The sequence below is a fragment of the Trinickia sp. HAY1-2D genome (genome assembly GCF_056754935.1).
Genome location: NZ_JBPGWX010000002.1, coordinates 476,824 through 491,305, shown reverse-complemented (window position 1 = coordinate 491,305; position 14,482 = coordinate 476,824). Strand labels below are relative to the sequence as shown.

At 63.0% G+C, this 14,482-nt stretch carries 15 protein-coding genes; 11 read left to right on the top strand and 4 right to left on the bottom strand.

Going from position 1 to position 14,482, the window contains the following annotated elements; genetic code table 11:
- Window positions 1-182 precede the first annotated feature (182 nt).
- Window positions 183-959, bottom strand: a complete 777-nt coding sequence (locus tag ACR9ZC_RS09300) for an enoyl-CoA hydratase (RefSeq protein WP_481580065.1) — start codon at window positions 957-959, stop codon at window positions 183-185.
- 143 nt (window positions 960-1,102) lie between these two features.
- Between ACR9ZC_RS09300 and paaN the strand changes: the two genes are divergently transcribed.
- From paaN to paaK, 5 genes are all read left to right on the top strand, one after another.
- A complete protein-coding gene (gene paaN / locus ACR9ZC_RS09295; RefSeq protein WP_481580064.1) occupies window positions 1,103-2,812 on the top strand; it encodes a phenylacetic acid degradation protein PaaN in 1,710 nt (569 codons plus the stop codon).
- Between the two features lie 101 nt (window positions 2,813-2,913).
- Complete coding sequence (pcaF, locus tag ACR9ZC_RS09290) at window positions 2,914-4,125, top strand: 3-oxoadipyl-CoA thiolase (protein WP_481580063.1); 1,212 nt, start codon at window positions 2,914-2,916, stop codon at window positions 4,123-4,125.
- A gap of 85 nt (window positions 4,126-4,210) precedes the next feature.
- Window positions 4,211-5,002 carry a 2-(1,2-epoxy-1,2-dihydrophenyl)acetyl-CoA isomerase PaaG gene (gene paaG, locus ACR9ZC_RS09285; protein ID WP_481580062.1) on the top strand — a complete coding sequence of 264 codons (792 nt, stop codon included), beginning with the start codon at window positions 4,211-4,213 and terminating at the stop codon, window positions 5,000-5,002.
- A gap of 75 nt (window positions 5,003-5,077) precedes the next feature.
- Complete coding sequence (gene paaI / locus ACR9ZC_RS09280) at window positions 5,078-5,467, top strand: hydroxyphenylacetyl-CoA thioesterase PaaI (RefSeq protein ID WP_481580061.1); 390 nt, start codon at window positions 5,078-5,080, stop codon at window positions 5,465-5,467.
- A gap of 90 nt (window positions 5,468-5,557) precedes the next feature.
- Entirely contained in the window at window positions 5,558-6,862 is a 1,305-nt protein-coding gene (gene paaK, locus ACR9ZC_RS09275; protein ID WP_481580060.1) for a phenylacetate--CoA ligase PaaK, read from the top strand.
- 33 nt (window positions 6,863-6,895) lie between these two features.
- On the opposite strand, the gene mltA is transcribed toward paaK, so the two are convergent.
- From mltA to ACR9ZC_RS09260, 3 genes are all read right to left on the bottom strand, one after another.
- Complete coding sequence (mltA, locus tag ACR9ZC_RS09270; protein WP_481580059.1) at window positions 6,896-8,020, bottom strand: murein transglycosylase A; 1,125 nt, start codon at window positions 8,018-8,020, stop codon at window positions 6,896-6,898.
- Between the two features lie 101 nt (window positions 8,021-8,121).
- Window positions 8,122-8,496 carry a Co2+/Mg2+ efflux protein ApaG gene (gene apaG, locus ACR9ZC_RS09265; RefSeq protein WP_481580058.1) on the bottom strand — a complete coding sequence of 125 codons (375 nt, stop codon included), beginning with the start codon at window positions 8,494-8,496 and terminating at the stop codon, window positions 8,122-8,124.
- Window positions 8,497-8,551: 55 nt separating this feature from the next.
- Complete coding sequence (locus ACR9ZC_RS09260) at window positions 8,552-8,704, bottom strand: hypothetical protein (RefSeq protein WP_481580057.1); 153 nt, start codon at window positions 8,702-8,704, stop codon at window positions 8,552-8,554.
- Here ACR9ZC_RS09260 and rpe point away from each other — a divergent pair.
- The 6 genes from rpe to trpC all read left to right on the top strand — a co-directional run bounded on the left by rpe (window position 8,703) and on the right by trpC (window position 14,452).
- Entirely contained in the window at window positions 8,703-9,395 is a 693-nt protein-coding gene (gene rpe, locus ACR9ZC_RS09255; RefSeq protein ID WP_173261014.1) for a ribulose-phosphate 3-epimerase, read from the top strand. The two genes, ACR9ZC_RS09260 and rpe, sit on opposite strands and share 2 nt — an antisense overlap.
- Window positions 9,392-10,147 carry a phosphoglycolate phosphatase gene (locus tag ACR9ZC_RS09250; RefSeq protein WP_481580056.1) on the top strand — a complete coding sequence of 252 codons (756 nt, stop codon included), beginning with the start codon at window positions 9,392-9,394 and terminating at the stop codon, window positions 10,145-10,147. The genes rpe and ACR9ZC_RS09250 overlap by 4 nt, the downstream gene beginning before the upstream one ends.
- Window positions 10,148-10,439: 292 nt before the next feature.
- Window positions 10,440-11,933, top strand: a complete 1,494-nt coding sequence (gene trpE / locus ACR9ZC_RS09245) for an anthranilate synthase component I (RefSeq protein ID WP_331573430.1) — start codon at window positions 10,440-10,442, stop codon at window positions 11,931-11,933.
- A gap of 13 nt (window positions 11,934-11,946) precedes the next feature.
- On the top strand, window positions 11,947-12,537 hold the full coding sequence (locus ACR9ZC_RS09240; protein ID WP_481580055.1) for an aminodeoxychorismate/anthranilate synthase component II: 591 nt from the start codon (window positions 11,947-11,949) through the stop codon (window positions 12,535-12,537).
- Window positions 12,538-12,587: 50 nt separating this feature from the next.
- On the top strand, window positions 12,588-13,619 hold the full coding sequence (gene trpD, locus ACR9ZC_RS09235) for an anthranilate phosphoribosyltransferase (RefSeq protein ID WP_440560701.1): 1,032 nt from the start codon (window positions 12,588-12,590) through the stop codon (window positions 13,617-13,619).
- A gap of 47 nt (window positions 13,620-13,666) precedes the next feature.
- Window positions 13,667-14,452 (top strand): indole-3-glycerol phosphate synthase TrpC, encoded by a 786-nt coding sequence (gene trpC, locus ACR9ZC_RS09230; RefSeq protein WP_481580054.1) that lies wholly within the window; start codon window positions 13,667-13,669, stop codon window positions 14,450-14,452.
- The last annotated feature ends 30 nt before the right edge of the window (window positions 14,453-14,482 follow it).

Here is a 14,482-nt window from a genome sequence, read left to right as displayed (position 1 = left end):
TTATGCAGCCCTTCTCGTACATCGTCAACAGGTTTTTGGCGCCACCTTGCTGCTATCCCAAAACCGGCCAAACCCGCGCTGCACATCGACTTCCCAAGCTTCGCGCCTCGTTGCCGAATGCGCGAAAGGGCGCAATTCTAGGCCCGTTCCGCGCACCTTGCAAGCCCATTCGCGCACCGGCGCTATCGATGCTTGAAGACGGGTTTGCGCTTCTCGACGAACGCCGCCATTCCTTCCTTCTGATCTTCCGTTGCAAAAAGCGAATGGAACAATCGACGCTCGAAACGAACCCCTTCCGCAAGCGTCGTTTCGTAGGCGCGATTCACCGATTCCTTGACCATCATGACGGCCGGCAGCGGGAACTCCGCGATGGTCGCCGCCGCCGCGATCGCTTCGTCGAGCAGCGTCGCGGCCGGCAACACCCGCGAGACCAGCCCTGCCCGCTCCGCTTCGGCCGCATCCATGAACCGGGCAGTCAAGCACAAGTCCATCGCTTTCGCCTTGGAGACCGCCCGCGGTAAGCGCTGCGTGCCGCCCGCACCCGGCATCACGCCGAGCTTGATCTCCGGCTGACCGAATTTCGCGCTGTCCGCGGCGAAGACGATGTCGCACATCATCGCGAGCTCGCAGCCGCCACCTAGCGCAAACCCCGCAACCGCCGCAACGATCGGCTTGCGGATCGTGCTGATCGCCTCCCAGTTGCGCGTGATGTAGTCCCCCTTGTACACGTCCATATAGGAGTACTTGGACATCATTCCGATATCGGCCCCCGCAGCGAACGCCTTCTCGCTGCCCGTCAGAACAATGGCTCCGATGCCGTCATCGGCCTCGAAAGCCCTGAGTGCCGTGCCGAGCTCGTCCATCAGCGCATCGTTGAGCGCATTGAGCGCCTTCGGGCGGTTCAACGTTATGAGCCCGACGCGTCCGCGCGTCTCGACCAAGATGTTTTCGTATTCCATTTCACCTCCTATCTTTTTCACCCGGGAATCCCCAAAAAACGCCCGATATCGTCGCGCGAACGATGGTAACATTCGCAAACCAACCGGTCGGTCAATGAATGGCCGCACTGCCTCCTTCAACTTAGGCCCGCTCTGTCTCCGCCATGACACATCCACTTTTTGCGAAGCACGAAGACACGCTGAAGCACGCCCTTGCCGCTATCGAAACGCGCGGCTACTGGAGCCCTTTCGCGGAAATGCCGAGCCCCAGAGTGTACGGGGAAACGAGCAACGCAGAAGGCGAAGCAGCATTCAAAGCCCATCTTCATCGCACGTTCGAGCTCGATCAACCGGCCACCGGCGAGACCGTCGGCGCCGAGGTATCGCCATACGGGTTTGCGCTCGATGTCCAGTATCCGAAGGCGAGTGCCGATACGCTCATCCCGGCAGCAGTTGCCGCTCAAGACGCTTGGCGCCGCGCCGGCCGCGAGGCGTGGATCGGCGTAAGCCTCGAAATTCTCGCGCGGCTCAATCGCGCGAGCTTCGAGATCGCCTATAGCGTCATGCATACCACCGGTCAGGCTTTCATGATGGCCTTTCAGGCCGGCGGCCCACATGCGCAGGATCGGGCGCTGGAAGCCATCGCCTACGCCTGGCACGAGTTGCGCCGCGTACCCACCGAGGCTCACTGGGAAAAGCCGCAGGGCAAAAATCCGCCGCTCGCGATGAAAAAGCACTATGCGATCGCACCGCGGGGCATCGGGCTTGTCCTGGGCTGCTGCACGTTCCCGACCTGGAACGGCTACCCGGGGCTTTTCGCGGATCTCGCGACCGGCAACGCAGTCATCGTCAAACCTCATCCGGGCGCAATCCTTCCGCTGGCGATTACCGTTCGCATCGCGCGCGAAGTGCTGCGCGAGGCCGGCTTCGATCCCAACGTCGTGACGCTGCTCGCCACGGCGCCGAACGACGGCCCGCTGGTCCAGGCCCTCGCGGTACGGCCCGAGATCAAGCTCATCGATTTCACCGGCAGTACGCAAAACGGAACCTGGCTCGAACGTAACGCACACCAGGCGTACGTCTTTACCGAAAAGGCCGGCGTGAACCAGATCGTGATCGACTCCGTCGACGATCTGAAGGCCGCCGTGCGCAATATCGCGTTCTCTCTCGCGCTGTACTCCGGCCAGATGTGCACCGCGCCGCAAAACATCTACGTCCCGCGCGACGGAATCCGGACATCCGAGGGACACCTGAGCTTCGACGACGTCGCACAGGCGCTCGCTTCGGCCGTCCAAAAGCTCGTCGCGGACCCCGCGCGCGCCGTCGAGGTGCTCGGCGCGATCCAGAATGAGGGCGTCGCCCGCCGCATCGATGAAGCGCGCTCGCTCGGACGCGTGCTCGCGGATAGCGTCGCGCTAGAACATCCCGCCTTTCCCGGCGCGCGCATACGCACGCCCCTGCTGGTGCAGCTCGACGCGTCCAGCGATCTCGCCACAGCCCGTAGCGAGTGGTTCGGCCCGGTCTCGTTCGTCATCGCGACCGACTCGACCAGCCATTCTCTGGAGCTCGCCAGCTCGATTGCTCGCGAGCACGGGGCACTGACGCTGTCCGTCTACAGCACCGACGAGGCCGTGATCGATGCAGCACACGAAGCGGCGATCCACGGGGGAGTCGCACTGTCGATCAATCTGACCGGCGGCGTCTTCGTCAATCAGTCGGCCGCTTTCTCGGACTTTCACGGGACTGGCGCCAACCCCGCAGCCAATGCTGCCCTGACGGATTCGGCGTTCGTTGCCAACCGATTCCGCGTCGTTCAAAGCCGCGTCCATGTTGCGCCGACCAACAGCGCAACGCCAGCTGGCCAAACGGCATAGACCGAACGGTCGAATGGCGCGCCACCGCACGCGCCACTACGATGATTCGAACTTTCGCCCGCTCCGGTGCGGGCACGTCTTTGCAGCAATAGGAACCAGCGATGCACGATGCCTTCATTTGCGATGCGATTCGCACTCCGTTCGGGCGCTACGGCGGCGCGTTGAAAGACGTCCGGCCCGATGACCTCGGGGCCGTTCCCATCCGAAGCATCGTGGAACGCAATGGTGGCGTCGACTGGCGCGCGCTCGACGATGTCATCTACGGTTGCGCGAATCAGGCTGGGGAAGACAATCGTAACGTGGCGAGAATGGCAGCGCTGCTGGCAGGTTTGCCGACGGAGGTCCCCGGCGCGACGTTGAACCGTTTATGCGGCTCCGGCATGGACGCAATCGGCACTGCGGCGCGTGCAATCAAAGCGGGCGAAGCCCGACTGATGATCGCCGGCGGCGTGGAAAGCATGACTCGCGCGCCGTTCGTCATGGCAAAAGCATCCAGTGCATTTTCTCGTCAGGCGGAGATCCACGACACGACGATCGGTTGGCGCTTCGTGAACGCCGCGCTCAAGCGCGAGTACGGGATCGACTCCATGCCGGAAACCGCCGAGAATGTGGCGGCTCAATTCGAGGTGGACCGGGCCGATCAAGACGCGTTCGCGCTGCGCAGCCAGCAAAAAGCCGCACGTGCCCAGCGCGACGGCACGCTCGCCCAGGAAATCGTCCCTGTCGCCATTCCACAAAAGAACGGCGAAACGGTTCATGTGACACGTGACGAGCATCCGCGAGAAACCTCGCTCGAAGCGCTCGCAAAACTGAGGGGTATCGTCCGTCCCGATGGCACCGTTACCGCCGGAAACGCATCCGGCGTCAACGATGGCGCCTGTGCGCTCTTGCTCGCCAACGAAGAAGCGGCAAAACAGTACGGCCTGCGCAGGCGCGCACGCATTCTCGGCATGGCGACAGCGGGCGTCGAACCGCGAATCATGGGCATCGGCCCCGCGCCGGCTGTCCAGACACTGCTGGCTCGCATCAATATGACGCTCGAAGCCTTCGATGTCATCGAACTCAACGAAGCGTTCGCCGCACAGGGTCTGGCCGTGCTGCGCCTGCTCGGCCTTGCCGACGACGACCCACGCGTCAATCCGAACGGGGGTGCGATTGCATTGGGGCATCCGCTCGGGGCGTCCGGCGCGAGGCTGGTCACGACCGCGCTCCACCAGCTCGAACGTATATCGGGCAAATACGCGCTGTGCTGCATGTGCATCGGGGTCGGGCAAGGCATTGCACTTGCCATCGAGCGGATCGAGAACGCGTAAGCGCAGCCCCGGAACGTCAGCAACACCGAAAGCGGTTTTGTCACGCACGCCAGTTCATCGATATCAAGCAGCCAGGAGACAACCGATGCTCAATGAAGCGATTCGCGTCGATCTCGACGCCGCCTCGCAGGTCGCCACTGTGACGCTCCACAGACCGGACAAGCTCAATAGTTTCACTCGAGCGATGCACGCCGAACTGCGCGCGGCGCTCGACAACATTGAATCGTCCGGCGCGCGTGCGCTCATACTGACCGGTGCGGGACGCGGCTTTTGCGCTGGCCAGGATCTCGCCGATCTAAGCTTCGAGCCCGGCGCCATGACGGATCTCGGCGCACTCATCGACGAAAACTTCAATCCGCTCGTGAGGCGGTTACAGAATCTCCCGTTGCCCGTGATCGCGGCAGTCAACGGTATCGCTGCGGGCGCGGGAGCAAATCTGGCACTCGCCTGCGATATCACCCTCGCGGCCCGCTCGAGCAGCTTCGTCCAATCGTTCGTCAAGATTGGCCTCATTCCCGATTCGGGCGGCACCGCGTTGCTGCCACAGCGCATCGGCATGGCGCGCGCACTGGGCCTCGCGCTGACCGGCGACAAGCTGGGCGCCGAAGACGCCGAGCGGTGGGGGCTCATCTGGCAGGTCGTCGACGATCAACAACTTATGGAAACGGCAACGCGCCTGGCCAGCCGGCTTGCCCAGCAGCCCACGCGAGCCATCGCGGCGATCAAGCGCGCGATGCGTGCGAGTACGACGCAAACGCTCGATCGGCAGCTCGATCTCGAGCGTGACTTGCAGCGCGAACTGGGTGCCTCGCGCGACTATGCGGAAGGCGTCGCCGCGTTTATCGAAAAGCGTGCACCACGATTCGAGGGACGCTGACATGTCCGAAGCCCGTCCCCCGCCCATGCCGAAAACCTCTGTGGCGACGAACTCGCGCACGCCGTCGCAGCGGCGATGTATCGGGCCGACGCATGCTCCCGCGCACTCGGCTTCGAGTTGCTCGAGGTACGCGCCGGCTATGCACGAATGCGCGCGACGGTGCGGCCCGACTTTCTCAACGGCCACGATATCTGTCACGGCGGCCTCATTTTCACGCTCGCGGATTCAACTTTCGCGTTTGCCTGCAATTCGTACAACGTGAATACCGTCGCCTCCGGCTGTTCGATCGAATTCCTGCGCCCGGTCCATGGCGGCGATGTGTTGATTGCCGAAGCCATCGAGCAAACGCTGAATGGACGCACCGGAATCTATGACATCCGTGTAACCAATCGCGCCGGCGAAACGGTGGCGATGTTCAGAGGCAAGTCCACTCAAATTCGTGGGAGTGTCATCGCGGGGAGTTGACGTGCAATCTTCCCCAAATCGCAAACAGCTGAAACATGACGGGACACACGGCGAACGTGGGAACCCGCAACACGGGAGATGGAGACATTCATGGATACCGCTTTGCCGCTCGAACCGATCGAGAACGCCAGCCGTGACGAACTGGCGAACCTGCAGCTCGAACGCCTTAAATGGTCGCTCAAGCACGCCTACGAAAACTCGCCGGTGTATCGCCGCAAGTTCGATGAGGCTGGCATACACCCCGACGAGTTGACCACGCTAGCCGATCTCGCGCGCTTCCCGTTCACGAAGAAGAGCGACCTTCGCGAGAACTATCCGTTCGGCATGTTCGCCGTGCCGCAGGACCGCATCGCGCGTATCCATGCCTCATCGGGTACGACGGACAAGCCCACGGTCGTCGGGTATACCGCTCGCGACATCGACACCTGGGCCGGCCTCGTGGCGCGCTCGATCCGCGCTGCGGGTGCGCGACGCGGCGATAAAGTCCACGTCAGCTACGGATACGGGCTGTTCACGGGCGGATTGGGCGCTCACTACGGCGCGGAGCGGGCAGGATTGACTGTGATCCCGTTCGGGGGCGGACAGACTGAGAAACAGGTGCAGCTGATTCGTGATTTTCAGCCCGACATCATCATGGTAACGCCAAGCTACATGCTTGCTCTTGCCGACGAATTCGAGCGTCAAGGCCTGGATCCCGCTCAATCGTCGCTGCGCATCGGCATATTTGGCGCGGAGCCATGGACGAACGAAATGCGCCTCGTACTCGAACAGCGGATGGGTATCGATGCGGTGGACATCTACGGGCTTTCGGAAGTCATCGGTCCGGGTGTCGCCTCCGAGTGCGCCGAGACGAAAGACGGCCCGACGATCTGGGAAGACCACTTCTATCCGGAGATCGTCGACCCTGAAACGGGCGCGGTGCTACCGGACGGTGAGTTCGGCGAGCTCGTGTTCACATCGCTGACAAAAGAGGCCTTGCCGATCGTCCGGTATCGGACAGGCGATCTGACGCGCCTCCTGCCGGGTACCGCGCGCACGATGCGGCGCATGGAAAAAATCACGGGCCGCTGCGACGACATGATGATCGTGCGCGGCGTCAACGTGTTTCCCACCCAGATCGAGGAGTTGCTGCTCAAGCAACGCGCACTGGCGCCGCACTACCAGATCGTACTGACGAAAGACGGCCCGCTCGACGTCATGACGCTGAACGTCGAGCCGTCCCCCGAAGCCGATGGAAACATCGCGGCACTCGATGCGGCGCGCTCGGCCCTCAGCTACGACATCAAGGCGCTCATCGGCATTTCGGCGTCCGTCAATCTGTTACCCGTTGGCGGCATCGAACGTTCTGTGGGAAAAGCGCGCCGCGTCGTGGATAAGCGCCGGTCCGGCAATTGAAGACCGGGCGCGCGACGACGCGACCTTCATGCGCTAGGAGTTCGGCAGCAGCAGCCACATGCGTCCGCTCTGCTTCATCTTGCCGGCGAGATCGCCAGCGTCGTCTCCGAGGCCCCAGAAATAATCGGCCCTGACACCGCCTTTGATCGCCGTTCCGACATCTTGCGCGAAAACGAGCCGGTTCATCGGGGCGTTCGTCATCGGCCGCGTGGTCTGCAAGAACACCGCCGTCCCAAGCGGAATGGAGGCAGGATCGACGGCGATCGAGCGCTGCGGCGTAAGCGGCACGCCAAGCGCGCCCACCGGGCCTTTCTCCTGCCCCGCGAGCGCCGGATCAGTCAAGGGCATCTCGCGGAAGAATACGAAACGCGGGTTGGTGTCGAGCAGCGCGTCGAGGCGCGACGGATTTGCGCGCGCCCACGCCTTGATGCCTTGCATCGTCGCCTGCGAAGGCGTCAATTCGCCGTGATCGAGCAGCCATCGGCCGATCGACTTGTAAGGTTGATTATTGCTTCCGCCGAAACCGACCCGCATCACGCTGCCGTCGTCGAGCACAATGCGTCCCGAGCCTTGCACCTGCAGAAAAAACGCTTCGATCGGATCGTCGACCCAGACGAGTTCGTTGCCCACCAACGTGCCCGAGCGCTCCAGCTCGGCGCGCGGCGGTAGCGCTGCGCCAGGGCGATAGGCTGCGGGCCAACGATAGAGCGGAAACTGATAGGCTCCGCGGCGCACCCGCGACCCGTGCAGCAGCGGCTCGTAATATCCCGTCACGAGGCCATCGAGGGTGCCGTCGCCGTTCGCGAATTGAAAGGGAGTGAAATAGGTTTCGAAGAAAGTGCGGGTGCTGGCGACATCGAGATCGTCGAGATGCGCTGCTGCTGAACAAGCATTCTTCCAGCGGGGCTCACGCCCGAGGCGTGCGCAATTTTCGCGTAGCGCCTCGGCCGCGCCGATCAAAGAATCGTCCTGCCAACCCGGGACTTGTTGCCACGCAACAGGCGTCAGACGGGCGGTCGCAAGCTGCCCCGAAACGATGGGTGCCGAAGCCGGCGCCGTCGCGCTCGGGCGCACGACGCCGTTGCCGCCGCAAGCGGCCAGCAGCACCGCGCAGGCTGCTGCCACGGCGCGTCCTGCCGCCCTCAGATCGATGCGCATACGTTTGCTCATTGTTTGATGAAGTCTTGTGCCCGGACTTGCCTGGCGATCATTTCGCCGGGGCCTGGCGCGTTGCACGCCTGGGCGTTCCCGTGCCCCGGTCAATGCAGCGTGCGCGGCATCTGGAGCGTGAATTCGGGCACCGGGGCCTCGAAACGCTCCCCGTCCTCCGCCACGCAGAAGTACTCGCCGCGCATCGTGCCGACAGGGGTCGCGATGACGGCCCAGCTCGTGTACTCGAATTGCTCGCCCGGCTGCAGCAACGGCTGATGACCAACGACGCCCAATCCCTTGACCTCCTGGACCTGCTCATCGCTGTCGGTAATGATCCAATGGCGTGCGATCAGTTGCGCCGGCACTTGACCGATATTACGAATCGTCAGCGTGTAAGCGAACGCGTATTGACGGTGCTCCGGGTCCGACTGCTCCGGCAGATAACGCGTCTGCGCCGCCACGCTGAATTGATACTGGCTCATCGTGATTCAGGTTCCATCGTTTCGTTCTGATAAGAAGCCGAAACGAGACGCGACGTCACACGACGTTCGCGCTCTGTTTCGGATTGGCATTCTGCGCGATGGCGCCCTCGCCCGCAACCGAGCAATGATCGGCCAGCCACATAGCAACGCGCGGTAAAATGACCCTTTCCCTGCCGCCGCCCGCCGACAATGAGGATTGACGCGCCATGACGCAATTCCGTATCGCCCCCAGCATTCTGTCGGCTGATTTCGCCCGGCTGGGCGAAGAAGTCAGCCAGGTCGTCGCCGCCGGCGCCGACTGGATTCATTTCGACGTGATGGATAACCATTACGTCCCGAATCTGACCATCGGGCCGCTCGTATGCGAAGCCATCCGCCCGCACGTCCAGGTGCCGATCGACGTGCATTTGATGGTACGCCCCGTTGATCGCATCGTGCCTGATTTCGCGAAAGCCGGTGCGAATCTCATCAGTTTCCACCCGGAAGCGTCCGAGCACATCGATCGCACGCTCTCGCTGATCCGCGATCACGGATGCCAGGCCGGCCTCGTGTTCAACCCTGCCACGCCGCTCAACTATCTCGACCACGTGATGGACCGCGTGGACCTGGTGCTCATCATGTCGGTGAACCCGGGCTTCGGCGGCCAGTCGTTCATTCCCGAAGCGCTGAACAAGCTGCGCGCCGCGCGCGCGCGCATCGATGCGTACCGCGAGCAGACGGGTCGGCAGATTCATCTCGAAATCGATGGCGGCGTGAAGGTGGACAACATCGCGCAAATTGCGCGCGCGGGCGCCGATACCTTCGTCGCGGGCTCGGCGATCTTCGGCAAACCCGATTATCGCGCGGTCATCGATGAAATGCGCCGTCAACTCGCCACGACGGAGGCGCTCCCGTCATGAGTGCCGCGCTTCCCAACCAAGCGGCGCCGCGCTTCGCAAGCCTGCGCCTGAGAGCCGCCGTCGTCGATCTCGATGGCACGATGGTGGATACGGCGGACGACTTCACCGTCTGCATCAACGGCATGTTGACCGAGATCGGTGCGGCCCTGCCCGTCACGCGCGACGAAGTCGTCGGCTATGTCGGCAAAGGCTCCGAGCATTTGATCCGCAGCGTGCTCGCCGCGCGGTTTTCGCCGCAAGAGACCGAAGCCTGTTTCGAGACGGCGCTGGCCTGCTATCAGAGCCACTATGCGCAGATCAATGGACGCCACACTCAGCTTTATCCCGATGTCGAACGCGGTCTCGCCGCGTTGCACGATGCGGGGCTCAAACTGGCCTGCGTGACGAACAAGCCGCGCCGATTCGCCGTCGCGTTGCTCGAGCAACATGGGCTCGCGAAGTATTTCTCGATCATCTTCGGCGGCGACAGCCTGCCTCGCAAAAAGCCGGATCCGGCGCCGATGCTGGCGGCGTGTGCGGCGCTCGGGGTTGCACCGTCCGAGGCAGTGGCGATCGGCGACTCCGAAAACGACGCGCTCGCGGGGCGCGCAGCCGGCATGGCAACGCTCACGGTGCCGTACGGGTACAACCACGGCAAGGCTATACAAACGATAAATTCCGATGGTATAGTCGGCACGTTGCTTGCAGCCGCGACGGCGATCGTCCGCCATCACGCGAATTTAGAGGCAAGCACTCCATCATCGACGACATAGTTATCACCTCATGTTTCTGAGCAAAAAACGGAGTCTGAGCAGCATCGACCGGGGAGCTTGGCCCTGGCGTCGCTGGTCGCACTGACCTCTCCCCGAGGTATGCTGGGCCCGAGGCCCAGTACCGTTTTTGCTTTGCCGCGCAGCCACGCTCCCATTGCCGCATCGCCCGGATCGTTTCGGGCCGAAGTGACTTCCGAGTCGCCGCCCGGGCTCGCGGTCCAACGGTTTGCCGTGCGCTTCCCGCCGCACCCATGCAATGCCGAAGCGCCGCTCATACGAACAGGATCGGAACATGACCGAACTCGAATTCAAGTCCCTTGCAAGCGAGGGCTATAACCGCATCCCGCTGATCGCCGAAGCGCTGGCCGATCTGGAGACTCCGCTTTCGCTCTATCTGAAGCTCGCTCAAGCCGAGCGCGGAGGCGCGAACTCGTTCCTGCTCGAATCCGTTGTCGGCGGCGAGCGGTTCGGTCGGTACTCGTTCATCGGGCTGCCCGCCCGCACGCTCGTGCGCACCATGAGCGGCAAGACGGAAGTCGTGCGCGACGGCGAGGTCGTCGAGACGCACGAGGGCGACCCGTTCGATTTCATCGATCAGTTCCAGGCCCGCTTCAAGGTGGCGCATACGAGCGGTCTGCCGCGCTTTTGCGGGGGATTGGCCGGGTATTTTGGCTACGATGCCGTCCGCTATATCGAAAAGAAGCTGGCGCATTCGGCGCCGCGCGACGATCTCGGCCTTCCCGATATCCAACTGCTGCTGACCGAAGAGCTTGCCGTCATCGACAACCTCGCAGGCAAGCTCTATCTGATCGTCTATGCCGATCCGTCGACGCCGGAAGCGTACACGCGCGGCAAGCAGCGTCTGCGCGAGTTGCGTCACCGTTTGCGCGCGACGGTTCAACCGCCGGTTACAACGCCCAGCGTGCGCACCGATATTTACCGCGAATTCGCGCGCGAGGACTACCTCGCCGCCGTCCGACGCGCGAAGGAATACATCGCGGCCGGCGAACTCATGCAAGTCCAGGTCGGCCAGCGGCTCATCAAGCCCTACCGCGACAACCCGCTCTCGCTCTACCGGGCGCTGCGTTCGCTGAATCCGTCGCCGTACATGTATTTCTATAACTTCGGCGACTTCCAGGTCATCGGCGCCTCGCCCGAGATCCTCGTTCGGCAGGAAAAGCGCGGCGACGATCGAATCGTGACGATCCGACCGCTCGCCGGGACGCGTCCGCGCGGCAATACGCCCGAGCGCGATGCCGAACTGGCCACGGAGCTTTTGAACGACCCGAAAGAAGTCGCCGAACACGTGATGTTGATCGATCTCGCCCGCAACGATGTGGGCCGCATCGCACAGACGGGCTCGGTGGCCGTGACCGACAAGATGGTCATCGAAAAGTACTCGCATGTGCAGCATATCGTGAGCTCCGTCGAAGGCCGGCTCAAACCCGGCGTGACGAATTTCGACGTTCTACGCGCGACTTTCCCGGCAGGCACGCTCTCGGGGGCACCGAAGGTGCGCTCGATGGAGCTCATCGACGAGCTGGAACCCGTCAAGCGCGGCCTCTATGGCGGCGCGGTGGGCTATCTTTCCTTCACGGGCGAGATGGATCTGGCCATTGCCATCCGGACGGGCATCGTTCATAACGGCAATTTGTACGTGCAGGCCGCGGCAGGCGTGGTTGCCGACTCCGTTCCCGAGTCGGAATGGCAAGAGACGGAAAACAAGGCGCGCGCCGTGTTGCGCGCGGCGGAGCAGGTGCAAGACGGCCTCGATGCCGACTTCTGAGCGGAGAAAGACCATGCTGCTGATGATCGATAACTACGATTCGTTCACCTATAACCTCGTCCAGTACTTCGGCGAGCTCGGCGAAGACGTGCGCACCTACCGCAACAACGAAATCACGCTCGACGAGATCGCGTCACTAAACCCGGACGCCATTTGCCTTTCGCCGGGGCCGAGCAATCCGCAGCATGCGGGCATCACGCTCGACGTCCTTCGCCGCTTCTCAGGCGCCAAGCCGATTCTCGGCGTCTGCCTCGGACATCAGGCCATCGGCGAAGCATTCGGCGGCCGCGTCGTGCGCGCAAAGACGATCATGCACGGCAAGGTGAGCCGGATCGAGACCGATACCAAGGGCGTATTCGCCGACCTGCCGAAGCATTTCACGGTAACGCGCTATCACTCGCTCGCGATCGAGCGCGATACGCTGCCCGATTGCCTCGAGGTGTCGGCGTGGACCGACGATGGCGAGATCATGGGTGTCCGTCACAAGGAGCTGCTCGTCGAAGGCGTACAGTTTCATCCCGAATCGATCCTTTCCGAGCACGGCCACGCGTTGCTCGAGAACTTCCTCAAGATGGCGCAGGCCGGACGGACGGTCGCCGTCTAGCCGTGTACGACCTCGGAACCCGTTACGCCGGCGAAAACAAGGACGAGATCATGACGATCACCCCGCAAGAAGCGCTGCAGCGCACGATCGAGCACCGCGAAATCTTTCATGACGAAATGCTGCATCTGATGCGGCTCATCATGCGGGGCGATCTGTCGCCCGTCATGGCGGCGGCGATCATCACAGGTCTGCGCGTGAAGAAGGAAACGATCGGCGAAATCGCGGCGGCGGCAACGGTCATGCGCGAGTTCGCGAAGCACGTGGATGTGGCGGACAACTCGAATTTCGTCGATATCGTCGGCACGGGTGGCGACGGCGCGAACACCTTCAATATCTCGACGGCCACCATGTTCGTCGCGGCGGGCGCCGGTGCCAAGGTCGCCAAGCATGGCGGGCGCAGCGTATCGAGCAAGTCGGGCAGTGCCGACGTGCTCGAAGCGCTCGGCGTCAACATCGACCTGCAGCCCGAAGAAGTCGCCGCCTCGATCGAGGAGACCGGCATGGGATTCATGTTCGCGCCGAACCATCATCCGGCGATGAAAAATATCGCTCCGGTACGACGCGAACTCGGTGTGAGAACGATCTTCAACATTCTCGGCCCGCTCACCAATCCTGCCGGCGCACCGAACCAACTGATGGGCGTCTTCCATCCCGATCTCGTCGGTATCCAGGTCCGCGTCATGCAGCGGCTCGGCGCGAGTCACGTGCTCGTCGTCTATGGCAAGGACGGCATGGACGAAGTCTCGCTCGGTGCGGCCACGCTCGTCGGCGAATTGCGCAACGGCGAAATCCACGAGTACGAGATCCACCCCGAGGACTTCGGCATGCAGATGGTGTCCAACCGGACGCTGAAGGTGAGCGATGCGGCCGAGTCGAAGAAACTGCTGATCGAAGCGCTCGAGAACCGCCCGGGCGTCGCGCGCGAGATCGTCACGCTCAACGCCGGCACCGCCCTATATGCCGCGAACGTTGCCGCCTCGATTGCCGACGGTATTCAGCTTGCGCGCGAAGCGATTGCATCGGGCCGCGCCCGCGCCAAAGTGGACGAACTGGCTCGCTTCACACAGCAATTTGCGCGCTGAGGTTCGAGCGCGAATCGAACGAAGAACACCAGACATCTACATTTGCCATGAGCGATATTCTCCAACGCATCATCGCGGTCAAGCATGAAGAGGTGGCTGCCGCGCAACTGAGCGCCCCGCTCGAAGCGCTGCGGCTCGACGCATCGGCCCGCGACCTGCGCGATTTCGTCGGCGCCTTGCGCGCCAAGCATGCGGCCGGGCAGCCCGCGGTCATCGCCGAAGTGAAAAAGGCAAGTCCCTCGAAAGGCGTGCTGCGCGAGCACTTCGTGCCCGCCGATATCGCGCGTTCGTACGAGCGCGGCGGCGCCGCGTGCCTGTCCGTGCTGACCGACGTGCGCTTTTTTCAGGGCAGCGTCGCTTACCTCGAACAGGCGCGCGCCGCTTGCGAGCTGCCCGTGCTGCGCAAGGACTTCATCGTCGATCCCTATCAGATCGTCGAAGCGCGCGCGATGGGCGCCGACGCCATCCTGTTGATCGCCGCGGCACTGTCGACACCGCAAATGCAGGACCTTGAAGCACTCGCCCATTCGCTGGGCCTCGCGGTGCTCGTCGAAGTGCACGACGAGGCCGAACTCGCCGAGGCGCTGACATTGAAGACGCCGCTCATCGGCATCAACAACCGCAATCTGCGCACGTTCGAGACGTCCATCGACACGACGCTGAATATGCTCGAGAGGGTGCCCGACGACCGCATCGTCGTCACCGAGTCGGGTATCCTCGGGCGCGCGGACGTCGAGCGCATGCGTGAACGTTCGGTCCATACGTTCCTCGTCGGCGAGGCGTTCATGCGCGCCGAAGACCCGGGCGCGGAACTCGCGCGCATGTTCTTCTGATGTATTGCTACGCCGCACCGCCCGCGGCCA